The 21818-nt window shown below is 77.5% G+C and carries 21 protein-coding genes; 5 read left to right on the forward strand and 16 right to left on the reverse strand.

The genetic code is table 11. From position 1 onward, the window contains the following. Nucleotides 1-3 precede the first annotated feature (3 nt). From ACOQFB_RS22905 to queF, 3 genes are all read right to left on the reverse strand, one after another. Complete coding sequence (locus ACOQFB_RS22905) at nt 4-1899, reverse strand: protein kinase domain-containing protein (protein ID WP_494492383.1); 1896 nt, start codon at nt 1897-1899, stop codon at nt 4-6. A gap of 115 nt (nt 1900-2014) precedes the next feature. Then, nucleotides 2015-3256, reverse strand: a complete 1242-nt coding sequence (locus ACOQFB_RS22910; RefSeq protein WP_059439402.1) for a glycosyltransferase family 4 protein — start codon at nt 3254-3256, stop codon at nt 2015-2017. A gap of 128 nt (nt 3257-3384) precedes the next feature. Next, the gene (gene queF, locus ACOQFB_RS22915) at nt 3385-3753 is read right to left on the reverse strand and encodes a preQ(1) synthase (protein ID WP_059439401.1); all 369 of its coding nucleotides are present in this window, start codon (nt 3751-3753) and stop codon (nt 3385-3387) included. Between the two features lie 192 nt (nt 3754-3945). On the opposite strand from queF, the gene ACOQFB_RS22920 reads away from it, so the two are divergent. After that, on the forward strand, nt 3946-4140 hold the full coding sequence (locus ACOQFB_RS22920) for a hypothetical protein (RefSeq protein WP_041453749.1): 195 nt from the start codon (nt 3946-3948) through the stop codon (nt 4138-4140). 18 nt (nt 4141-4158) lie between these two features. On the opposite strand, the gene ACOQFB_RS22925 is transcribed toward ACOQFB_RS22920, so the two are convergent. The 6 genes from ACOQFB_RS22925 to ACOQFB_RS22950 form a co-directional block, all read right to left on the reverse strand. Beyond that, nucleotides 4159-4488, reverse strand: a complete 330-nt coding sequence (locus ACOQFB_RS22925; protein WP_237758189.1) for a hypothetical protein — start codon at nt 4486-4488, stop codon at nt 4159-4161. 9 nt (nt 4489-4497) lie between these two features. Further along, the gene (locus ACOQFB_RS22930) at nt 4498-6249 is read right to left on the reverse strand and encodes an OPT/YSL family transporter (RefSeq protein ID WP_059439400.1); all 1752 of its coding nucleotides are present in this window, start codon (nt 6247-6249) and stop codon (nt 4498-4500) included. A gap of 86 nt (nt 6250-6335) precedes the next feature. Continuing rightward, nucleotides 6336-8039, reverse strand: coding sequence for a hypothetical protein (locus tag ACOQFB_RS22935; protein ID WP_421610957.1), 1704 nt, complete (start codon nt 8037-8039; stop codon nt 6336-6338). Between the two features lie 74 nt (nt 8040-8113). Further along, nucleotides 8114-9595, reverse strand: coding sequence for a lipopolysaccharide biosynthesis protein (locus ACOQFB_RS22940; protein WP_059438632.1), 1482 nt, complete (start codon nt 9593-9595; stop codon nt 8114-8116). Between the two features lie 120 nt (nt 9596-9715). After that, complete coding sequence (locus ACOQFB_RS22945; RefSeq protein ID WP_059438631.1) at nt 9716-10591, reverse strand: phosphatase PAP2 family protein; 876 nt, start codon at nt 10589-10591, stop codon at nt 9716-9718. A gap of 6 nt (nt 10592-10597) precedes the next feature. Further along, nucleotides 10598-11269, reverse strand: a complete 672-nt coding sequence (locus ACOQFB_RS22950; protein WP_059438630.1) for a hypothetical protein — start codon at nt 11267-11269, stop codon at nt 10598-10600. Nucleotides 11270-11460: 191 nt separating this feature from the next. Between ACOQFB_RS22950 and ACOQFB_RS22955 the strand changes: the two genes are divergently transcribed. Then, nucleotides 11461-12120 carry a hypothetical protein gene (locus ACOQFB_RS22955; protein ID WP_059438633.1) on the forward strand — a complete coding sequence of 220 codons (660 nt, stop codon included), beginning with the start codon at nt 11461-11463 and terminating at the stop codon, nt 12118-12120. 3 nt (nt 12121-12123) lie between these two features. Here the strand turns inward: ACOQFB_RS22955 and ACOQFB_RS22960 are convergent, their stop codons facing one another. Beyond that, nucleotides 12124-13266, reverse strand: coding sequence for a glycosyltransferase family 4 protein (locus ACOQFB_RS22960; protein ID WP_421610958.1), 1143 nt, complete (start codon nt 13264-13266; stop codon nt 12124-12126). A gap of 253 nt (nt 13267-13519) precedes the next feature. Between ACOQFB_RS22960 and ACOQFB_RS22965 the strand changes: the two genes are divergently transcribed. Continuing rightward, a complete protein-coding gene (locus ACOQFB_RS22965) occupies nt 13520-15334 on the forward strand; it encodes a DUF4091 domain-containing protein (RefSeq protein ID WP_421610959.1) in 1815 nt (604 codons plus the stop codon). Nucleotides 15335-15361: 27 nt separating this feature from the next. Here ACOQFB_RS22965 and ACOQFB_RS22970 read toward each other — a convergent pair whose 3' ends face one another. From ACOQFB_RS22970 to ACOQFB_RS22985, 4 genes are read right to left on the reverse strand one after another with little or no spacing between them, the layout of a single operon-like run. Further along, a complete protein-coding gene (locus ACOQFB_RS22970; protein WP_421610960.1) occupies nt 15362-16393 on the reverse strand; it encodes a pectin acetylesterase-family hydrolase in 1032 nt (343 codons plus the stop codon). Between the two features lie 53 nt (nt 16394-16446). After that, a complete protein-coding gene (locus ACOQFB_RS22975; protein ID WP_059438627.1) occupies nt 16447-17427 on the reverse strand; it encodes an NAD(P)H-quinone oxidoreductase in 981 nt (326 codons plus the stop codon). After that, the gene (locus tag ACOQFB_RS22980) at nt 17424-17855 is read right to left on the reverse strand and encodes a hypothetical protein (protein ID WP_059438626.1); all 432 of its coding nucleotides are present in this window, start codon (nt 17853-17855) and stop codon (nt 17424-17426) included. The genes ACOQFB_RS22975 and ACOQFB_RS22980 overlap by 4 nt, the downstream gene beginning before the upstream one ends. Nucleotides 17856-17871: 16 nt before the next feature. After that, nucleotides 17872-18669 (reverse strand): ATP-binding protein, encoded by a 798-nt coding sequence (locus ACOQFB_RS22985; RefSeq protein WP_421610961.1) that lies wholly within the window; start codon nt 18667-18669, stop codon nt 17872-17874. A gap of 155 nt (nt 18670-18824) precedes the next feature. On the opposite strand from ACOQFB_RS22985, the gene ACOQFB_RS22990 reads away from it, so the two are divergent. Next, on the forward strand, nt 18825-19622 hold the full coding sequence (locus ACOQFB_RS22990) for a DnaJ domain-containing protein (protein ID WP_494492384.1): 798 nt from the start codon (nt 18825-18827) through the stop codon (nt 19620-19622). On the opposite strand, the gene ACOQFB_RS22995 is transcribed toward ACOQFB_RS22990, so the two are convergent. Both ACOQFB_RS22995 and ACOQFB_RS23000 read right to left on the reverse strand, forming a co-directional pair. Further along, the gene (locus ACOQFB_RS22995; protein WP_059438957.1) at nt 19619-20221 is read right to left on the reverse strand and encodes a DUF938 domain-containing protein; all 603 of its coding nucleotides are present in this window, start codon (nt 20219-20221) and stop codon (nt 19619-19621) included. The genes ACOQFB_RS22990 and ACOQFB_RS22995 overlap by 4 nt on opposite strands. After that, a complete protein-coding gene (locus tag ACOQFB_RS23000) occupies nt 20218-20952 on the reverse strand; it encodes an SAM-dependent methyltransferase (RefSeq protein ID WP_421610874.1) in 735 nt (244 codons plus the stop codon). The genes ACOQFB_RS22995 and ACOQFB_RS23000 overlap by 4 nt, the downstream gene beginning before the upstream one ends. Nucleotides 20953-21076: 124 nt before the next feature. On the opposite strand from ACOQFB_RS23000, the gene ACOQFB_RS23005 reads away from it, so the two are divergent. Continuing rightward, nucleotides 21077-21817, forward strand: coding sequence for an acyl-[acyl-carrier-protein] thioesterase (locus ACOQFB_RS23005; RefSeq protein WP_059438955.1), 741 nt, complete (start codon nt 21077-21079; stop codon nt 21815-21817). Nucleotide 21818: the final 1 nt, after the last annotated feature.

Raw genomic sequence — 21818 nt, forward strand, 5'->3', positions numbered from 1 at the left:
CCGCTACTGCGCCGCCTCGATGCGGCGGACGGCCTCGGCCGCCTCGGGCGCGCCGCAGGCGGGGACGCGGGTGCTGGTGAGCCCGAACAGCCCGCGCTTCTCGGCGCGGGCGGCGGCCGCCTCGCGCAGCCGGGGCAGCGCGGCCGGATCGGCCAGCTCGCCCAGGCGCCGGGCGGCGGCGCGGCGCACGTCGCAGTCCGGGTCGGCGAGGAGCGCGCCGTACGCCGCCTGCCGCTCCACCTCCTCCTCGGCGCCGAGGTCCCGCAGCACCGCCAGCGCGCGCAGCCGCTGCACGCCGGTCCCGGCCGCCGCCGCGCCCGCGAGCACCGGGATGGCGCGCGCACCCTCGTCGCGGAGCAGGCGCGCGGCGCGATCGGCGAGGCTGCGCTCGCCGCCGAGGTCCCGCGCCAGGTCGGAGCGCGCCTCCGCGTCGAGCACGCCGGCCTCGCGCGCGGCCTGGTAGGCCTCCACGCCGTCCGCGGCCCGGCCCGGGATCCGGTGCAGGGCGCGGCCGTGCAGGAGGAGCAGCTCCGCGTCTTTCGGGCGGCTGCGGAGCGCGGCCTCGAGCGCGAGCCTCGCCTCGGCGGGCCGGCCCGCCGCGAGGTGCTCGCGCGCCTCGGCGGCCGGGCGCGCCCGCGCCCAGGCGATGCCGCCCGCGAGCGCGACCGCGAGCAGGCCCGCGCCTGCCACCGTGGCGGCGCGGCGGGGGTGGGCGCGCGCGCCGGCGGCGGCGCGGCGCCCGAGCGCCTCGAGCGCGGGGCGGGCGGCGGCCCGGGCGCGGGCCAGCGACGCGGCGGCGCGGGCGAGCGCACCGGCGCCGCGGGCGGCGAGCCGGCGGGCCGCGGCGCGGGGGCCGCGCACGGCGACGGCGGGCGCGCCCGGCAGCGTGAGCGTGCGGGGCGCCGCGACGGGCGGGGTCGGGAGCTCCGGGGCCACCAGCTCGAACTCGGCCGAGGCGAGCGGGGGCGGGGAGGGCGCGGGCGTCGCGCCGGGCGGCAGCGCGAACCCCGGGCCGAGCGCCGCGGCCAGCGCCTCGCCCAGCTCGGCCGCGCTGGCGGGCCGCGCGGCGGGCTCCTTCTCGCAGGCGCGGGCCACCACGGCCACGAGCTCCGGCCAGGCGGCGAGCTCCGGGCGCGCCTCGGCGAGCGGCGGCACCGGCGCGGTGGCCTGCTTCATGAGCAGCCCGCGCGCGTCGGGCGCGGTGAACGGGTGGTGCCCGGCCAGCATCCGCCAGGCGATGAGCCCGACCGCGTAGAGGTCCGCGCGCGCGTCCACCGCGCCGCCGGTGGCCTGCTCCGGCGCGAGGTACTCGGGCGTGCCCACCACCATGCCCGCCTGCGTGGCGCAGCCGGAGCTCGGGTCGGTCATCTTGGCGATGCCGAAGTCGAGGATCTTCGCCACCTCGCGGCCGCTGCCGGTCCGCGCCAGGAACACGTTCTCCGGCTTCAGGTCGCGGTGCACGACGCCCATGGCGTGGGCGGCGCCGAGGCCGGCGCAGATCTGCCAGAGCACCGGCACGGCCGCGGCGGGCGCGAGCGCGCCCTCGCGCCGGAGCCGGTCGAACAGGCTCTCGCCGGTGAGCAGCTCCATGGCGAGGAACAGCCAGCCCTCCTCGGTGCGGCCGAAGTCCGTGACGTGGACGATGTGATCGTGCTGGAGCGCGCTCGCGATCTCCGCCTCGCGGCGGAACCGCTCCACCAGGTCCGGCGAGGCCGACAGCTCCGGCCGGAGCACCTTCACCGCCAGGTCCTTGCGCAGGTGGACGTGCCGGGCCTGGAACACCGCGCCCATGCCGCCCGTGGCCAGGTGGCCGGTCAGCTCGTACCGACCGTCGAGGCAGGTGCCGACGAGCGACGCCGGCTCGAAGGTGGCGGGGGCGGACATTCCGGATCCGGACAAGCGGACGGGATTGTAACCGCGTTCGCGCGGCTGCCCAGGTTGCGCGCCGCGGCGTCCCCCGCGCCCATGCGCGTACCGTGTACCACCCCACGCCCGGGCGGCCCCGGCCGGACGCTCAGTTCAGGGTGAGAACCGTCTCACGCGGCGCGGGCGGCACCGTGCGCACCGTGGGTACGGGCCGCGCCCGGCGGGGCGCGCGCGGCCCGGGCGCGTCGCCGCCCACCGCGCGCTGCAGCGCGCGCTCCAGCCGCGCCGCGACGCGGGCCCAGGTGAACCGCGCCGCCACCCGCGAACGCCCGCGGGCGCCCATGGCCCGCGCGCCCTGCGGGTCGTCGAGGAGCCGCTCCAGCGCCCCGGCGAGCGCGACCGCGTCGCCGGGCGGCACGAGCACCCCGGTCTCCCCCTCGACGACGATCTCCGGCACCGCCTCGATGCGCGTGCCGACGCAGGGCACGCCGCACGCCATGGCGTCGAGGAACGCGATCCCGAACGGCTCGCGCAGCGTGGGCAGCACCAGCGCCGTGGCCTGGGCGAGCAGGGCGGGCAGCTCCTCGGTGGCGACCGGCCCGAGGTGGAAGGCGCCCTCGGGCAGCGGCGGCACCTCCCGCGGCCCCGCCACCAGCAGCCGGGCGCGCGGGCGGCGGCGGCGCAGGCGGGCGAACGCGTCGAGCAGGATGGGGCCGCCCTTGCGCCGGAAGTCCTTGCCCACGAACAGGAGCGTGCGGCCGTCGTCGCGCCGGGGCGCCTCGTCCGGGAACACGTTCGCGCCGGCGCCCACCACCGCGATGCGGGCGCGGTCCACGCCGTAGTCGCGCACCAGCGAGCGGGCCACGTTGGCCGAGAACGTCGCGATCACGCGCGCGCCGCCGTACACCGCCGCCTCGCGCGCCCGCCAGCCGGGGCCGTAGTCCACCGGCGCGGCCAGGCCGGCCGCCGGCCAGGGCGGGCTCGCCTGCGCCAGCGCGCGGGTGTGGTCGAGCAGGAGCGCGTAGGGCAGGGGCGGCGGGAGGCCCGGCGCGAACAGCGCCCCGTTCTGGAGCACCAGGTCCGGCGCCGGCGCGAGCGCGCGCAGGCGCTCGCCGGCGCGGGACGCGTGGCGATCCCAGGCGTAGGTCGTGTTCCACCGGTGCCGGAGCGCGAGCCGCCCGTAGCGCGCCGCGGCCAGGGCCAGGTGCGCGACGACCGGGGGCGCGGGGCGCAGCCGCCGCGTGGCGGGGTCGCGCGGCTCGAGGTCGCCGGTGGCCGCGACCAGCCGGAGCTCGTGCCCCCGCTCGCCGAGCGCCGCGGCGATCGCCGCCGTGACCCCGCTCTGGGACCCGTAATGGACGTACGCGATCGAGAGCCGCCCTCTCCGCATCCTCCCTCCCCTCCCCGGACCTCAAGGTGCAGTGCGGGGGGGTGAAGGGGAAGCCTGACAGGGGCGCGCGCACGCCCGCCCGGGCGCCGGGCGGCGCGGGGATCGTGCCGCGGCGGGGCCGACCGCGCTCAGACGCCGGCGGGCTTCTCGCCGTGGCGCGCGGTCACGACCGTGTGGATGCCGCCGCGGACGGCGAAGTCGCCCACGACCTCGATCCAGCGCGGCGCGAGCGCGGCCACGAGGTCGTCGCAGATGCGGTTCGTGACCGCCTCGTGGAACGTGCCCTCGTCCCGGAAGCTCCACAGGTAGAGCTTCAGGCTCTTCAGCTCCACGCAGCGCTCGGCCGGCACGTAGCGGAGGCGGATGGTGGCGAAGTCCGGCTGCCCGGTCATCGGGCACACGCAGGTGAACTCCGGGCACTCCATCGCGATCTCGAACGGGCGTCCGGGCTTCGGGTTCGGGAAGGTCTGGAGGTCGCGGGAGGGCTGGGTCGGCATGAGGCGTCCTTCGGGCTTGGTGCGAACCGGTGGAAAACCGACAGCACGCTGTCGGGATTTCGCGGGCCGGGCTGAAATCCTTACCGGTCGGGGTGGGGTCTCCGGCGGCAAGCCCCTGTAACCTCGTCGCTCGGGCCAAGGCAAGCGGATTGCTATCGGTAGGAACCGCACGCTCGAGACACGGAGGGATCCATGAACCGCAAGGCCCGCCGCCGCATGAAGCACCTCGCGCCCCGCCGCATGGTCACGACGCTCGGAGACCTCATCTCCGCCGCGTACGAGGCGGTCCCGGGCATCGGCGACAAGAAGCTCGAACGGGCGCTCCGCCTGCTCACCGAGTCGCCGCTGGCTCGCCAGATGAGCCCGCACGTCGAGTTCGTGCCGTAGTCCCCCGCGTCGCGGGGCTCAGTCGAAGCGGGCCCCGCAGCGCGCGCAGTGTTGCTCCCGCACCGGATCGGCCGGTCCCGGACGTCCCCCCGGGGCCGGCCGGTCGCTTTCCCTGCGGAGCGGCGCCCCGCACGAGGGGCAGCGCGCGACGGACGCCGCCGCGGCGAACGCCGCGAAGAGCAGCCCCACCCCCGCGACCGCCACGCCGCCGCGCCAGCCGGCGCCGGCCGTGCCCACCAGCAGCCCGGCCGCGATCGCGCTCGCGACCGCCCAGGGGAGGAGCCGCCGCGCGCCGCGGGCGCGCGAGCGCTCGCGCTCGAGGTCGGCGAGCCGCATCCGCTTCGTCACGCCCGCCTCCTACAGCGCCATGAGCGCCAGCACCAGCAGCACCAGCGCCTCGCCGGTGATGAAGCCGGAGGCGAGCGGGGTGTTGTAGATCTCCTCGGTCCGCGGCGAGAGCCGCTTCCAGAGGTCCTGGATCAGGCCGCCCACCACCATCGGGAAGATGGCGAAGCCGGGGATGAGCATGCCCAGGCCGACGGCGGTGGGGGAGGGCACGAAGCGGCCGATGCGCGGGTGCGACTCGAGCACGGTGAGCACCACGCCCACGACGAGCGCGATCCCGAGCGCCACGACCGCGCTCGGCGCGAGCGCGCCGAAGCCCTGCGAGAGGAGCTCGGCGAAGCCTGCCCACTTCACGCTGATCGGCGAGGTGAGGCCGCCCTCGCCGCCGATGCCGTACTTGGCCCGCACGGCCGGGTAGGCGATCGCGACCGCCAGCGCGCCCACCGGCACGCCGACGAGCTGCAGGATGGTGAGGTTCCGGTTGGTGGAGCCGACGATCTTGCCGGCCTTGTAGTCCTGCATCAGGTGCTCGCCGTTCGCGGCCACCGAGCCGCTCATGCCCGAGCCCACCATGTTGATGGGCACGTGCCCCGGGGCGAGCACCGCGAACACCGCCTGCATCACGTTCGCCATGGCGCTGATGGGCGCCCAGTTCGTCTCGCCCAGCACGCGGATGCCGACCAGCATCAGGATGAGCGAGAGCCCCACCGACACGAGCGACAGCCAGATGGGGAAGCCGAGCGAGATCTTCTGCACCGCCACCAGCGCCACCGTGCAGCCGATCGCGCCCCACGCCACCCAGCGCATGGGAAAGTCGCCGCCGTCGGTGGCGCCCTTCGCCGACATCCCGCGGAAGGTCTTCGCGATCACCTTCCACTTGAGCACCAGCGCGGCGAGGCCGCCCGCGACCATGAGCCCGGTGGCCGGCCACATGATCCAGCGCTGCAGCACCGAGTTGAAGGTCAGCTCCGGCACCAGCCCGGCCCGGAACAGCGGCTCGGGCGCGACCAGCCACGCGAGCACCAGCCCGAGGCCCATGGAGAGGGTGACCCGCAGGCCGATGAGGAGCCCGGCCCCGAGCGAGAGCACGCCCAGCTCCGAGCCGACGCGGAGCGCCTCGGCGTGCGGGGTGAGGAAGCGGAAGGAGATCGTCTCCGGGATCCACCCCAGGCCCTGCCGCAGCGCCACGAAGCCGGCCGAGATGGCGCCGCCCAGCCCGAGCGCCGCCACGCGCGGCCCGGCCTCCCTCGGCCCCTGGTCGAGCACGAGCAGCGTCTCGCCGGCGGCGGTGCCGTCGGCGAAGGTGAGGTTCTCCTGGTCGATGTAGTGCTTGCGCAGCGGCACCGCGAGGAGCACGCCGAGCAGGCCGGAGGGCGCGAGCCACGCGAAGATCTGGAGCGGGCTGAGGTGCAGGTTCAGCAGCCCGCGCTGGTTCAGCATGTCGATGGCCGCGAGCACCACCGACATGAAGCCCACGCCCGAGCCGGCGGCGGTGCCGGCCGTCTGCACCAGGTTCGTCTCCCAGCGCGTGGCGCGCACGCGCGTGGCGAGGCCGAGGAGCGAGAGCGCGATGAAGCCGAGGAACGCGCTCACGACGGAGATGTTCGGCCCGTAGCCGATGCGCAGCACCACCGTCGGCTCGGCCGCGCCCATGATGGCGGCCACCACGATGGCGACGCCCACGGCGCGGACGGTCAGCTCGCGGTGCGGCGCGCCCGCCGCGCCGGGCGCCGGGGTGGAGGATTCCTGAGCGATCTTGCGCATGGGCCGGAGACTCTAGCGCGAGCCCGCCGACCGGCCAATCGACCCGGAGGCGACGGGTCCCGTGCGCACGGGACGCCTCGCCGCCGTCACAACGCCGGCCCGCGCGCCTCGCCGCCGCGCGGCGGCGGGCCCGGGCGGCGCGCGGCGCGCCGCGCCGTTCCCTCGGCGGGCGGCGCCGCGGCGGGCGCGCGGGCGTCGGCCGGCACGGCCGGCAGCGCGGAGGATGCGGCCGGCGCGGGCACGGGGCCTGCGAGCACCACGCGATCCTCGCCGCCGGGAGCGCGCGGCGGGGCGGGCGCGATCGGCTGGTAGACGTGGTACCGGCCGATCCAGAGCGCGCGGCGGTACGCGCCGCGGATCTCCGTCACCGGCGCGGCGCCCAGGTTGCCGTTGCCGTACCAGGCGTCCGCCTCCGGGCCGGCGAGGTCCTGGAACAGCACCACCGCCGGCACCGCGCCGGCGCGGAGCGCCTCGAGCAGCGGGCGCGCCAGCGCGGGGTCGTGCGCCGAGGACAGCCGCAGCATCCACGCGTCGAGCAGCAGCGGGCGCTCGCCCGCGAGGAGCGGGAGGAGCGGGTCCTCGGAGAGGACGGGGCCGGGCGGCAGGGCGGAGATGACCGCGCGCAGCTCGCCGAGCCGGGAGCTGGACGTGTCCACGCGCCACGTGACGCCGGCGAGCAACGCGCCCGCCAGCGCCGCCGCCGGGGCGCCGAGCGCGGGCCAGGGCGACGACGACCGCGCCCGGGCACGGGATGCCGCCGCGGCGGCGAGCGCCGACGCGCCCGCCGCCTCCAGCTCGACCAGGTGGTTCACGCCGGTGCCGGGGGAGGCGAGCACCGCGAGCACGCCGAGCGCGGCGGCCGCCACCCAGAGCGCGGCCAGCAGGAGCCCGCCCGCGGCGGGCGCGCGCCAGCCGGCCCAGGTGCGGGGTGCGGCGGCGCGGAGCGCGGCGGCGGCCGCGACGATGAGCACCAGCCCGGCGCGGTCCTCCACCGCCAGCAGGCGCACCAGCCGGAGCGGCGCGCGCAGGAGGTCGCCCGCCCCGGCGCCGCCGGCGGCGCAGGCGGCCAGGATCGACAGGAACCGGCCGTGCGAGAGCAGGTCGGTGGCGAGCGTCACCGCGGCGGCGCCGGCCGCGGTGGCGGCGGCGAGCCAGAGCGCAGCCCGGGGCGCGCGCCGCAGCGCGAGCCACGCGATCGCGGCGGCGGGGGCGGTGAGCGCGGTGGGCTTGGCCGCGAACGCGAGCACGAAGCAGAGCGCCGCGAGCGCGAGCCGGCCGCGGCGCGGGCGCGGCGGCGCGTCCGCGTCGGGATCCGAGGCGAGCGTGGCGGCGAGGCCGAGCGCCTGCAGCGCGACCGCGAGGAGGTCGCCGCGCACCGCCGACAGCGCGTGCTGCCCGGCGAAGCCCGCCAGCGCGAGCGCCGCGAACGCCGCCGCGGGCGCGCGCGCCAGCCCCATGCGCCGCGCCAGGAGGAAGCCGCCCAGCACGAGCAGCGCGCCGGCGGCGAGCGAGAGCGCGTAGCCGGAGGCGAGCAGCGGCGCGCCGAGGCGCAGCAGCCCCGCGTGCAGCGCGAACGCGAGCGGGAAGAAGCGGGTGCCGCCGTAGCCCAGCTCGGCCGAGGCGAGCGGGCGGTAGAACGTGCCGTGCGCGAGGTCGTCGGCGAGCGTCATCCAGGCGCCGGACACGTGGTTGAGCGCGTTCCCGCTCTCCCAGGCGGCGGGCAGGCGTGCGACCGTCAGCGCGGCGAGCAGGAGGGCGGGCAGGACGACGGCGAGGGCGCGAGGCCGCATGCGAGGGGACCTGGGCAGCGCCGGCTGCCGGGGCGACCCCGGGGTCGGGTCCAGACCCGGTCGTCGCCCGGCGGTCATGCGCTCTCCGGGGGCGCGGCCGGGGCCCGGACGCCCCGGCGCGACCGGAACAGGCCCACCCAGCCGGCGGGCAGCCAGCCGAACGCCCACGAGACGCCCAGGTAGGCTGCGGCGAAGGCGAGGCCGCAGGCGGCCAGCCGGAAGAACGGCGGCGCGGCGAGCGCGTTCAGGGCCACCCAGGCGGCGGGCGCGGCGACCGCGGTCGCGCCCACCTGGCGGGCGAGGGCCCGGACCGGCAGCGCCTGGCGGAGCGGTGCCTCGAACAGCGTCGCGGTGCGCGCGAGCATGGCGGCGCGCGCCGCCGCCTCGGCCACGATCCAGCCGCCGAGCGCGCCGATGGGGCCGAGCAGCGCGAGCCCGCCCGCGACCAGCGCCGCGGTGCCGCCGAGCTTCGCGGCGGAGAGCGCGAGCATGAACCGGTTCTGCGCCCGGGCGCGCATCACGCCGTCGAGCGGCAGCGCCGCGAGCAGCACCGAGCCGGTGGCCAGCCGGAAGATGGGCACGGCCGCGGCGTAGCGGGGCGAGAACAGGAACGGCACCAGCACCGGCGCCGCCACCGCGAGCAGGCCGGCCAGCGGCACGAACGCGAAGGAGAGCTGCAGCACCGCCTCGTGGAACAGCGCCAGCCCGGCCCGCGGCGGCCGGCCCGCGCCCTCGTGCTCGGCGAGCCCGATCTGCAGCAGCTCCGACACCGGCGTGTACAGCACGTCCACCACCGGGAGCTGGAACGTCCCCACGCTGTACACCGCGAACGCGGCCGCGCTCACCGCGGCGGCGACGGCGTACTGGTGCCACTGCTGCTGCGGCACGATGAGCACGAACGCGAGCCCGAACGGCAGCGCGTACGCCACCTGCCGCCGGAGCAGCGCGAGGTCGCCGCGCACCCCGTGGCGGCGGGCGAGGAGCCACAGCGAGAGCGCGGCGCGCGTCGCGGTGGCGAGCGCGATGCCGGCGAACACGCCCTCCACCGAGCGCCACAGGAGCGCCCCCGCCACCATGGCGGCGCCGCGGCCGCCCTCGGTGGCGACGCGCACCAGCGCGGCCGCGCCGATGCGCCCGGTGGCGTTCCAGGCGACGTCGAGCGGCGCGCCCGCCACCGTGAACGCGGTGAAGGCGGCCACCCAGGGCAGGTTGCGGGTGAGCTCGGGGTTGTCGAAGTGCGCCGCCACCCAGGGCCGCGCCAGGAGCAGCAGCAGCGCGGACGCGGCGCCCACCGCGAGCAGCGCCCAGGCGGTCTGCGCCACGTAGCGGTCGCGGCGGGCGGGGTCGCGCGGGACGAAGTAGTAGAGGCTCTGGGTGAGCCCGAGCGGCAGCACCAGGGCGAGCGTCTGGGAGAGCAGCCAGGCCTGCTTGAAGGTCCCGTAGGAGGCGGGCACCAGGACGCGCGCGAGCACCAGCGGGACCGCGAAGGTGAGCGCGGCGCCGGCGAGGCGCGCAGCCATGAGCGGGCGCGCTCGGGCGATGATCGAGTCGGGCAAGCCGTTCCCTCCGCACCGAACGATGCGCCTCGCGCCACGCCGCGGCGCGTGCCGGCCCGGGCGGCACCGCCCGCCAGGGCACCTTCGACTCCGGCCGGGGAGGCGACGAGCTCGCGCGCCCTACAGCGACCCGGCGAGCGCCAGCCCGCCGCCGGACGGCAGCGCGAGCGGCACGAGCGCGAGGGCCGAGGGCCCGCGCGACGGCGGCGCGTCCGGGGAGGAGCGCCGGTGCAGCACCACCCAGCGCCCCACCGACCAGCCCAGCACCGAGCCGAGCAGCGAGTCGGAGAGGAAGTGCCGGTGGTCGATGACGTGGAACGCCACCAGCCCGCCCACCAGCGCGTGCAGCCCGAGCTGGGCCGCGAGCGGCGGCTCGAAGTACGCGGTGCCGGCGGAGAGCAGCGAGTAGAGCGTGGCGGCGTGGCCGGAGGGCGTGCCGGCGGGGTAGAGGCGAAGCGAGGCGCGCGGGCCGAGCACGCGCCCCTCGCCCTCGCCGTCGCGCGGCCCCTCGCGCCCGACGAGCAGCTTCACGGACACGTGGTACGCCTGCGCCACCGTGAGCGCCTCCGCCATGAGCGAGCAGCCCTGCGCCACGTACGCGTCGCCGCGTCGGGTGGCGAGCCACCAGGTCCCGAGGCCGCCCACCGCGATCCCGCCCCAGAGCGCCGGCTGCACCACGTCGTTCCAGACCACCGGGAGGTGCGGGTTCAGCTCGCGGGTGATCCAGCGGTCGAGGCGCACGTCCGGCGACGGCTCCGCGGGCCACATGAGCGCCAGCCCGGCGCCCAGCGTGAGCGCGAGCCCGGCGGCGTCCGGCGCGCTCCAGCGCGGCGCGTCGGCCGGGATCGCCACCAGGTCCAGCAGGACGCGCCGGACCACCGGGAGATCCGCGTAGCGGGTCCCCTCGCCCAGGAACGGCCCGGGCTCCGTCTCCTCCGAGGCCGCGGCGCTCCCCTGCGCGAGCGCGAGGGCGAGCGCGGCGGCGAGCGCGATCACGCGACCTCAGTTGCAGGTCGGCGTGCCATTGCAGATGGGCGGCTCCGGGGTGCACGCGTCGTAGGCGACGTCGCACCGGGTGGCCACGAACGGACCCGCCAGCTTCCCGCCGTCCTCGAAGGTGAGGTCGAGCGAGCCGCGGATCTCGTTCGCCGAGATGGCGCTGATCGTGGCGGTGCCGGTCGCGTCGATGGACGGCTTGTCCAGGCAGGCGTCGTCGGTCTCGTTGGCCGAGAAGATGCCCACCCGCACCGCGCCGGTCGTGTCGGGGGTGAGGCTGCCGGGGTCGGCGACCACCGGGTAGCTGGCCACGTCGAGCGGCGGCGCGGTCACCGCGGCGCCGGTGAGGCTGATGCGCGCGTGGACGAGCAGGCCGCCCACCAGGCCGAAGCTCTTCTTCATGGCGCACGGGGTGGTGAGCGTCTGGCACAGCCCCGGGCTCTTCGAGAAGCCGATCAGCACCGAGGAGGGCGCGTACGGGACCGGCGCCGGCACCCCCGGGATGTCGATGCTGCAGTCGTTCGAGGTCTCCGGCCCGGCGAACGCCGCCTCCACCACGGTGAAGGGCTGGCCGCGGACGGTGCCGGTGAGCTCGGTGGGCCCGCTGTCGTTGCTGCTGGAGCCGCAGCCGGCGGCGGCGAGCGCCGCGAGCAGGAGGGCGATTCGCGTGGAGCGCACGGTGGTTCCCCCTGTGAGATGGACGGAAGAAGCGCACCACCCGGGAGCGGCCCCGTCAACGCACCGCGCGTGGTCCGCCGTCCCGGGTTCGCCCCTCCGCCCGCGTCCGCGGCGCGCGCCCCGGACGGCGGAGCGCAGCAGGGCAGCGCCGGCCCCGCGCGGGCGGCGCTACGCTGGCCGTGGAGGTCGCGATGCGCACCGTCCGCCGGCTCGCGCTCGCCGCCGTCGTCGCGCTCGCCGGGTGCGGCCGCGGCTGCGGGAACACCGACACGCCCTTCGACCCGGCCGCCGGCTACGAGCCGCTCGAGGACTGCAAGGCGAGCTTCCCCGCGCCGGTCGAGGGGGATCCGCACCCCGAGGCGCTGGTCACCGTGGACGGCGACGGGCCGGAGTGGTCCTGGGCGCACGGCGCGGCGTACGTGCACGCGCCGCTCCTGGTGGTGTGGGAGGCGCTGCAGGATCCGGCCACCAGCCGCATCCACGGCGCGGACTGGCACGTCACCGGCACGGTCGAGCCGGAGTTCCCGCTCTCCTTCGAGATCCGCTACGAGGCCGGCCCGTCGGGCCTCCGCGTGCACTGGGTGATCGCGTACCGCGGCGGACCGCTGGTGGGCACCCTCGAGGCGCCGGAGGTGATCGGCTTCCGCTACCAGCGCATCCACGGCACGGTGAACGTGGAGGTGCAGGACGGGTCGCTCGTCGCGACCGACGCCGGGGACGGCGTGACCGCGCTCCAGCTCGTCTGCCACCTGAACGCGTACCACCAGGACCACGACAACGTGCGCGGCACGGTCCAGGACTGGTTCACCGACCTCGTCGCCAAGGTGCGGACGCTCCAGCCGCCACCCTGACGCTCACGCGCGCCGGCCCGTGGCCAGGGCCGGCGCGGGCCGGAGCACGTCCAGCATGCGCGCGGCGGCGCGCGTCCAGCCGAAGCGGGCCGCGGCGCGGGCGCGGCCGGCGGCGCCCATGGCGCGGGCGCGGGCCGGATCGGCGAGCAGCGCGCCCAGCGCGGCCGCGAGGGCGGCGGGATCGCGCGGAGGGACGAGCAGCCCGGTCTCGCCGTCGGCCACGATCTCCGGGATGGCCTCGATCCGGCTCGCCACCACCGGCAGCTCGAAGGCCATCGCCTCGAGGAAGGAGAGCCCGAACGCCTCGCGCAGCGTGGGGAGCGCGAACACCGCCGCCGTGGCGTACAGGCGGCCGAGCGCCTCCCTGCCGAGCAGGCCGTGGTCGGTGACGCCCTCGGGGAGCGCCGCCGGCGCGCGGCCCGTCACGAGCGCGAGGCGGGCGCGCGGGTGGGCGCGGCGCACCTCGCGGAACGCCTCGAGCAGCTCCGGCCCGCCCTTCGGCACGAAGTTGCGGCCCACGAACAGCACCAGCGGCTCGCGCGCCAGCCCCAGGTCGCGCGGCCCGGGCTCGACGTTCGGGCCGGCGCCCACCACGTGGACCCGGGACGGGCTCACGCCGTAGTCGGCGAGGAGCGAGGCGCGGACGGCCTCGCTCATGGTGAAGATGCCGGCGGCGCCCCGGTACACCGCCTCCTCGCGCGCGCGCCACTCCGGCGCGTACGGCACCGGCGGCGGCAGCCCGTCGAGCGGCGGGTAGCGCTCGGCGATGGCCCGGGTGTGGTCGAGGTACAGGTGGTAGGGGACCTCCGGGGCGAGCCCCGGCGAGAACAGCACGCCGGCCTGGACGACCGCGTCGGCCCCGCTGCGCCGGACGGCCTCGCCCGCCCGCGCCGAGAGGTGGTCGAACGCGAAGGTGGTGTGCAGGTAGTACGGCTTCCAGCTCCGGCCGTGCGTGCGCAGCGCCTCGGCGACCGCGCGCACCACCGCGGGCCGGACGTTCGGGATCCGGCAGCCGGGGCGGAGCTGGTACAGGAAGCCCTCGGCAGGGTTCGCCTCCACCACCTCGGCGCCGGCCTCCGCCAGGCTGCGGGTGATGGCGGCGGTGACGCCGGACTGCGGGCCGTAGTGCAGGTAGAGGACGCGCATCGGGCCGCAAGCTAGGTCCTCCGCCCGGCGGCGGCGCTTGCCGCCGCGGGGCCTGTTCACTGGAAGGCAAGTCACGGACGGTGAGCCGCCGCGGCCGGCCGGGCGGGCGCGCGCCGGCCCGCCCGGCGCCGGGCGCCTGCTCGCCCGTCTGTGGTGTCGGCCCCGGCCCTCATGGCAGATCAGCACCTGAACGAGACGCCGGGAGGCAGGCTGTACGCTGATCGGGGCGGCGTCCCTACATGGAGAGCCTCCTTTGACGCTCCGACCGCTCGCGGACCTCCCCGCGTCCGCCGCCGTCCTCGCCTTGCTCCTCGCAGCGCTCCCCGCCCAGGCCGCCTCGGTCTGGACCGCCACCTCCACCGAGAAGATCCGCCCCGCCGCCGCTGCGCGCGCGCAGGGCAGCGCCGCGCTGACGGCCGCCCGCAACGAGTTCGAGGCGTTCCAAGTGGTGGTCACCGGCGCCGCCGCCGGCGTCCGGGCCACCACCGCCGGGCTGACCGGCCCGGCCTCCCTCTCCCTCCGGCTCTACCGGGAGGCGATCATCAACCTCGCCAACCCCTCGGCGCTCGACGGGGGGACCGGCCCCTGGCCCGACGCGCTGGTGCCGGACGTGGACGAGCTGGCGGGCGAGCGGCGCAACGCCTTCCCGTTCGACGTGCCGGCGGGCGAGAGCCGGGCCATCTGGGTGGAGGTGCACGTGCCGCCCGACGCGCCGGCGGGCGACTACACCGGCTCGGTGCGGGTGACCTGGAGCGGGGGCGAGGCCACCGTGCCGGTGACGCTCACCGTGTGGCCGTTCACGCTGCCGTCCACCGCCTCGCTGAAGAGCGCGTTCGGCCTGTCCTGGGGCACGCTCAACACGGCGCACGGCGTCTCGGGCGACGCGCTCTCGGCGCTGCGCGCCCGCTACGGCCAGCTCGCGCTCGACCACCGCGTCACGCTCTCGCGCATCGACGACGGCAACCGCGACCTCACCCACTTCTCCAGCTTCTTCGGCCCGCTGTTCGACGGCACCTCCGCGGCGGCGCTGCCCGGGGCGGAGGCGACCTCGGTCGAGTACCTGGGCGGCAGCTCCAGCTACGCCTCGTGGGCGAGCTTCTTCCAGGCGCGCGGCTGGGACGACCGGCTGTTCCAGTACACCTGCGACGAGCCCCCGCTGCAGTGCGCCTGGAGCGACATCCCGGCGCGCGCCGCCGCGGCGCGCGCGGTGACCCCGGCGCTGCGCACGCTCGTCACCACCACCATCCAGCAGGCGGACGCGGCCGGCGTGACCTCGGCCATCGACGTGCTGGTGCCGGTGGTGAACTTCCTCGACGACCGCGCCGGCGAGAAGTTCGCCGGGCCGCAGCGCGCGAGGTACGACGCGTTCCTGGCCGGCTCGCCGCGCCGCGAGCTGTGGACGTACCAGAGCTGCATGAGCCACGGCTGCGGGGGCACCGTGGACATGGGCTCGCCCAGCGACTCCGACCGCTACTTCACCGGCTGGCCGAGCTACATGATCGACGCGTCCGCGGTGCGGAACCGCGCCATGGAGTGGGTCTCGTTCAACCACGACGTGACCGGCGAGCTCTACTACGAGACCACCATGGCGTACTCGCACGACCCCTGGGCCAACCAGTGGGACTTCTCGGGCAACGGCGACGGGACGCTGTTCTACCCGGGCACGCCGGCCAAGGTCGGCGGCACCACGCAGATCCCGGTCGCGTCCATCCGCCTGAAGATGATCCGCGAGGGCATGGAGGACTACGAGTACCTGAAGATCCTCACCGACCTCGGCGGCGGCGCGCTCGCGCACGAGATCTCCGGGGCGCTGTTCCCGCACCCCTACGACGCCGAGGTGAGCCCGGCCGACCTGCTCGCCGCGCGCGAGCGGATCGCGCGACGCATCGTCGAGCTGGGGGGCGGCGCGCCCGGCGCCCCGGGCAGCGGGACGGGGAGTGGCACCGGCGGCGGCTCGGGCGGCGGGGTGCAGGCCGGCGTGATCGCGCCGAGCGGCTGCCGCAGCGGCGCGGGCGGGCTGCTCGCGCTGCTCGGGCTGGCGGGCGCGGTGCGGCGCCGCCGGCGGTAGCGCGGGTGACGCGGACCACGGCCCGGCCTAGCGCCCGGCCGTGGTCCAGGCGGGATCGTCCTCGACCATCCGGCGCAGCCACTCGAGCAGCGGCACGCCACCCGACGTGAACGTCCCGGGCGCGCCGAGCAGGGTGTGGCCCTCGCCCGGCACCAGGAACGCGCGGGCCTGCGCGAGCGGCGCCACCCGCTCGTCCACCAGGCGCAGCAGCGCCGCCTCGAACCCGGCCGGCCCGAGCCCGACGTAGCCGCGGATGACCTGGTCCTGGCGCGAGGAGAGCAGCGCGAGCCGCGCGCCGGGGTGGGCGCGCGCCAGCACCGGCAGGAGCGCCGAGAGATCGAGCGCGCAGTCGGGGCAGATCGGGAGCAGGGTGCGGTCGAGCCGCCACGCGGCGAACCAGGCGGCGCGCAGCACCGGCGAGAAGTCGTCGCCGACGAGCGGCGGCCCCGAGTCGTCCACCAGGTAGGCGCGCGCCGCCGGCCAGCGCCCCGCGGCGCGGTCGAACGCGAGCAGCGCGCCGAAGCCGCCGGCGCTGGCGCCGGAGACCACCACCTGGCCCGGCGCGGGCAGGTTCGCCGCGAGCCAGTCGAGCGCCGCCTCCACGTTGGCGCGCCCGTGATGGCGCCAGCTCCGCGGCGCGCCCGGGTAGTCCTGGACCGCGTCGCCGGCGTGCACGTCCCCGGTGCAGTACGGCACGAACACCAGGGTCGCGCCGGCCCACGGGTTGCCGGGCAGCGTGCGGTCCAGCGCCGAGCCGGGCAGCTCCGCGAGGCGGGCGGAGAGCTGCGCCGCGCCGAAGGGCCCGGGGGAGGCGGTCCGGAGCTGGAAGCAGGTCACCGCGTCCCAGCACGCGCCCCCGCCGTCGAGGAACAGCACCACGCGCGCGTCGTCGTCGCCGCGGCTGACCCCGATCCCGGTGGGCGAGCCGTCGGCGCACTCCGCCCCGGGCACGTCCACCCAGGCCCAGCTCCGCCGCGGGAGCCGGTCCTCGCCGCCGCCGCCGCAGGCGGCGAGCAGGACGGCGAGCGAGAGGACGCGGAGGCGATGGAGGAGGCGCATGCCGGCACACGGTGCGTGCGCCGGCCCCGCGCGGCAAGGCGCCCCCGGGCGGCTCAGAACGCCAGCACGAGCTTGCCGAAGCTCTCGTTCCGCTCCATCCGCTCGTGCGCCTCGCGCACCTGGGCGGCCGGGATCACCGCGTCCACCACCGGCTTCACCTTGCCGGCGGCGACGAGCGGCAGGACGTCCTTCGCGAACGCCTGGGTGGCCGCGATCTTCTCCTCGAGCGGCCGCGGGCGGAGCACGGTGCCCACGATGCTGCCCCGCGCGCGCATGAGCGCGCCGAGGTCCACGGTCGGCTTCGCGCCGCCCATGGTCCCGATCACCACGATCCGGCCGCCGGTGGCGAGCACGGCCAGGTTCTCGGCGGTGTACGGGCCGCCCACGAAGTCGAGCACCAGCGGGCACCGGCCGGCGACCTTCTTCACCTCGTCGGCGAAGCGCGGCTCGTCCTTGCCCACCAGGATGCCGTGGTCGAGGCCGAGCGCCCGGGCCCGCTCCAGCTTGTCGGCCGTGCGCGAGGTGCCGATCACCGTCGCGCCGGCCGCCTTCGCGATCTGCACCGCCGCGGTGGAGACGCCCGAACCGACGGCGTGGACGAGCACCGGCCACCCGGGCCGCAGGCCGCCGAGGGTGAACAGCGCGTCGTGCGAGGTCATCCCGGCCTCCGGGATCGCGCCCGCCTCCTCGAACGAGAGGCGGTCCGGGATGCGCACCAGCATCCGCTCGTGCACCAGGCACAGCTCGGCCTGCGCCTCGCCCGCGGCGATGGCCATGACCCGGTCGCCCGGCTTCCAGGCGGTGACGCCCGCGCCGACCGCGGCCACCTCGCCGGCGAGCTCCAGGCCCGGCACGTCCTCGCGGGTCCCCGGCGGCGGCGGGTAGAGCCCGCGCCGCTGCAGCAGGTCGGCCCGGTTGAGCGCCGCCGCGCGCACGCGCACCAGCACCTCGCCGCGCGCCGGCGACGGGTCCGGCAGCTCGCGCAGCTCGATGACCTCGGGACCGCCCTTGCCGCCGAACACGACCGCCTTCATGGGATCCTCCGCATGCCCGGCGCGCCGAAGTGGCCGGAGGCCGATCCGAACGGCGCCTCGTAGGTGGCGCCGTCCGGATCGCGCGCCACCGCGGCGCGCCCGGGCTCGACGCGGGCGAGAGGATACCGGTCCGCGCGCGGGGGCGCGACCCTCTCGCCGTCGGGCGGGCAGGCCGGCGACGGATCGAGGGCCTCGAGCGCCTCGGCGGGCTCGGCGGCGACCGCCAGCACGTAGCCGTTGTACGTGCCCTCCCACCACATGGAGAGCTCGGCCGGCCCGGTGGCCGCGGCGGCGGCGAGCTCGAGCAGCGCGGCGCGGAAGCGCCGGAACGGCGCGGTGTCGTGGCGCGGGTCGGCGCCGGGCAGGAGCGCGCTCGCGTGGCGGGCGCGCAGATCCTCGAGCGCGAACAGGACGATCCGGGCGGTCACGCCGGGATCGTAGCGCTCAACCGTGCAGCGCGCCGTCCACGCCCACCACCACGTCGCGGAGCGGGATGGCCTTGCCGGAGGCGGCGATGGCCTGGCGGGCGGCCATGGCGATGCCGCCGCAGCAGGGCACCTCCATGCGCGCCACGGTCACGCTGCGGACGTCGGAGCGGGCGAGCATCTGCCCGAGCTTCTCGGCGTAGAAGCGGTTGTCGTCGAGCTTCGGGCAGCCGACCACGAGCGCGTGGCCGGCGAGCAGGTCGTCGTGGAAGCGCGCGTACGCGAACGGGACGCAGTCCGCCGCGACGAGCAGGTCGGCGCCGTCGAGCCAGGGCGCGCCGACGGGCACGAGGTGGAGCTGGACCGGCCAGTGCGCGAGCCGGCTCTGGCCGGACGCGGGGGCGGCCGCGGCGCTCGCGGGCGGCGCGGCGCGGGGCGACAGCGTGCGGCTCCGCGAGCCGGGGCAGCCGCCGCCCTGGGGCGCGGGATCGCCGGACGGCACCACCGAGAGCAGCGGGCGCGGGCGCGCGGGCGCCGGGGCGGGCGGGGCGGGCGCGTGCGCTGCGGGTGCGCGGCCCTGGCGCGCGAGGTGCGCGGCGACCACCGCCTCGTCGAACGCGTCGGCGTCGCGCTCGATCACGGTGATGGCGCCCTGCGGGCACTCGCCCAGGCAGGCGCCCAGCCCGTCGCAGAGCGCGTCGCCGGAGAGCCGCGCCTTGCCGTTCACCAGCGCGATGGCGCCCTCGGCGCAGGAGGGGATGCACTGGCCGCAGCCATCGCACTTCGACTCGTCGATGTGGACGATCTTCCGGATCATTTCGCGCCCTTATCGCACGGCGGGCGCCCCCGACGGTAGTCAGCGCGCGCTTACCGCGCGGGGGCGAAAACTGGCCGGGGCGGCGGGTGCGGGGTAAGCCGGGACATCGCCCGATATCGCGGGGTTGGCGGGCCCGCGGGGCTGGGAGCCCAGGGATGGCGAGGACGGTCGAGCTCAGCCTGGACGAGGTGGTCGCCGCCGGGCGGGTGCTGTTCGGCCCCGGGTTCGCCGCCGACCGCGCCGGCTGGCGCGACGAGCTGAAGGCCGCCTACCGCCGGCGCGCCCTCGAGACCCACCCCGATCGCGCCGGCGCCACCGGCCGTCCCGAGCACGAGCTGGCGCGCGAGTTCCGCGCGGTGGCCGACGCCTACCGCGTGCTGTCCGCGCTGCGCGGCCCCGCCGCCCCCGCGCGCGCCCGGCCCCCGCGCCCCGCCCCCGCGCGCCCGCCGCGTCGCGCGCCGGGCACGGGCGCGCGCCCGGAGGCGGCCCCGGGGCCCCGGCCGCGTCCGGCGCCGGCGGCCGCGCCGGACGCGCGCCGCGCGACGGGGCCCGCGGGCGCCGCCGCCATGCCGCAGCGCCGGCTCCGGCTCGCCGAGTTCCTCTTCCACGCGGGCGTCATCCCCTGGACCGCGTTCGTCGAGGCGGTGGCCTGGCAGCGCGCGCAGCGGCCGCCGCTCGGCCGCCTCGCGGTGGACTGGGGCTTCCTCCGCCCCGAGGACGTGCCGCGGATCCTCGAGCTGCGCCGCGCCGGCGGGCGCGCGGTCCCGTTCGGCGAGGTGGCCGTGCGCCACGGCTACCTCACCTCGTTCCAGCTCCTCGCGCTGCTCGGGCGCCAGCTCCGCCAGCAGCGCCGCATCGGCGAGTACTTCGTGGAGCGCGGGCTCGTCACGGCCGCCGCGCTCGACGAGCTGCGCCGCCGGATGGCGCTCCACAACGCCCGGTTCGCGGGCTAGCCGGCGCGCCGGAACACGAGCAGCCGGTCGCCCTCGACCGCGGGCAGCTCCAGCTCGGCCTCGAGCCGGAGCCCGGCGCGCGCCGCCTCCTCGGCGAGCGCCTCCACCTCGCGCACCCCGAGCGCCGGGTCGTGCGCCCGCAGCTCCGCGTCGAAGCGCGCCAGGCGCCCGGCGAGCGGCGCGCCGCGGTGGGAGAACGGGCCGTACACGCAGAGCACGCCGCCCGCCGGCAGCACCTCGGCCGCGCCCCGGCACAGCGCCGCGGCGCGATCCGGCGGCGCGACGTGCAGCACGTTCACGCACAGCACCGCGTCGGCGCGCCGGCGCCGCCAGGCCGGCGCGACGAGGTCGAGGTCGAGCGGCGGGCGCAGGTTCGGGAGCCGCGCCTCCTTCGCCCAGGCGCGGATGCTGGCGCGGGCCTCGGGATCCGGATCCGAGGGCTGCCACGCGAGCGCGGGGAAGCGGGCCGCGAGGAACACGGCGTGCTCGCCGGTGCCGCTCCCGAGCTCGAGCACCTCGCCGGTCTCGGGCAGGAACTCGTCGAGCGCGGCGGCGAGCGCCTCGCGGTTGCGCAGCGCCAGCTTCGCGGTCCGCTTCACGGCGGCCCGTCCCCGGGCGCGCGCGGGAGCAGCCGCAGCCGCCCGCCCGGATCGGCGTGGAGGCGCCGCGCCCGGTCGGCGCGCCGCCGCGACAGCTCGACGCCGACCGCGTCCAGGCCGTGCGCGTTCGCCACCGCCAGCATGGTGCCGAGCCCGCAGAACGGGTCCACCACCGTCCGGCAGACCGTGTCGGCGAGGAGGAACCGCGCCACCGCCTCGCAGGCCGCGGCGCCCATGGCCCGCGGCCACGGCATCTGCCCGAGCGCCGGGAGCACGTCGGGGGTGGCGCGGGCCGGGTCGAGCCGGAGCGCGCGCGCGCAGCAGAGGAGGTGCGCGTAGGCGGGCCGGCCGAAGGTGGCGGTGCCGGGCGGCACGCGGCAGACGATCTTGTGGAAGAGCAGCCGCGCGCCGGCCCTCGCCGCGCCGAGCGCCACGAGGTGCGCCTTGTCCACCCAGGCGCCGTCGCGCTTCACGTCGGTCTGGTAGAAGACCGCCGGCGCGCCGGGGTCCACCGCGGCGCAGGCGAGCGCCGCGACGTCCACGAACCACGCCTCCCAGCCCGCCGCGCCGAGGGCGGGCAGCTCCGAGGCGTCCGGCAGCGAGGTGACGAGGGCGTGGTCCGGCGGGAGCGGCGCCGCCTCGCGCAGGAACGCCACGCCGTCGCCGCAGCGGACGTCGCGCCGCGGCGCCCGCGCGCCCACCTCGCCGGCCTGGGGCCGCCCGTCCGCCATCGCGCCGGAGTTCAGCCCACGCGACCGGTCGCGTCAAGCCGCGGACCGGCGCCGCGGCCCCGGTCGGATCGTGCGGCCCGGGCGCCGTTCCCTTCCGCCCGCACATCGGATAGAGAGCCGCGGCATGGAGACCTTCAAGGAGTCGTTCGCGGTCCACAGCTACGAGGTGGACGCGTTCGGGACGCTGGCGCCGCCCGCGCTCACCGGCTTCCTGATGGAGGCCGCCGGCCTGCACGCCGGCCGGCTGGGCGTCGGGATCGACGCGCTCATGGAGAAGGGGCTGACCTGGGTGCTGGTCCGGCAGCGGACCGAGATGCCGGTGCCCATCGTGCTGGGCGACGTCCTCGAGGTGGAGACCTGGCCGGTCGGCGTGGACCGGCTCGCCGCGCTCCGCGACTTCGTGGTGCGCCGCCGGGACGGCGCCGAGGTGGCGCGCGGCACCACCCAGTGGTTCGTGCTGGACGTGAAGACGCGCAAGCCGGTGCGCCCGGAGACGGCGCTCGACGCGCGCTTCCCGCGCGAGCTCGGCAAGCCGGTGATCGACGTCGCGCCGGGCAAGCTGCCGGAGCTGCGCACCTGGGAGTTCCAGAAGCGCTTCCACGTCCGCTACCAGGACATCGACCTCAACCTGCACGTCAACAACGGCAGCTACGTCGCCTGGGCGCTCGAGGCCATCCCGAAGGACGTGTACACGGGCTCGCGGGTGGCGGCGCTGGAGGTCCAGTACCTCGCCGAGTGCCACTACGGCAGCGCGGTGCTCTCGCGCCTGGCGCGCACCGGGCCCGGCGCCTTCGCGCACGCCATCGTGCGCGAGGAGGACGAGAAGGAGCTGGCGCGCATCACCACGAGCTGGGTGCCGCGGTAGC

The sequence above is a fragment of the Anaeromyxobacter sp. Red801 genome, from assembly GCF_049201065.2.
In the GTDB taxonomy this organism is placed as follows: Bacteria; Myxococcota; Myxococcia; order Myxococcales; family Anaeromyxobacteraceae; genus Anaeromyxobacter.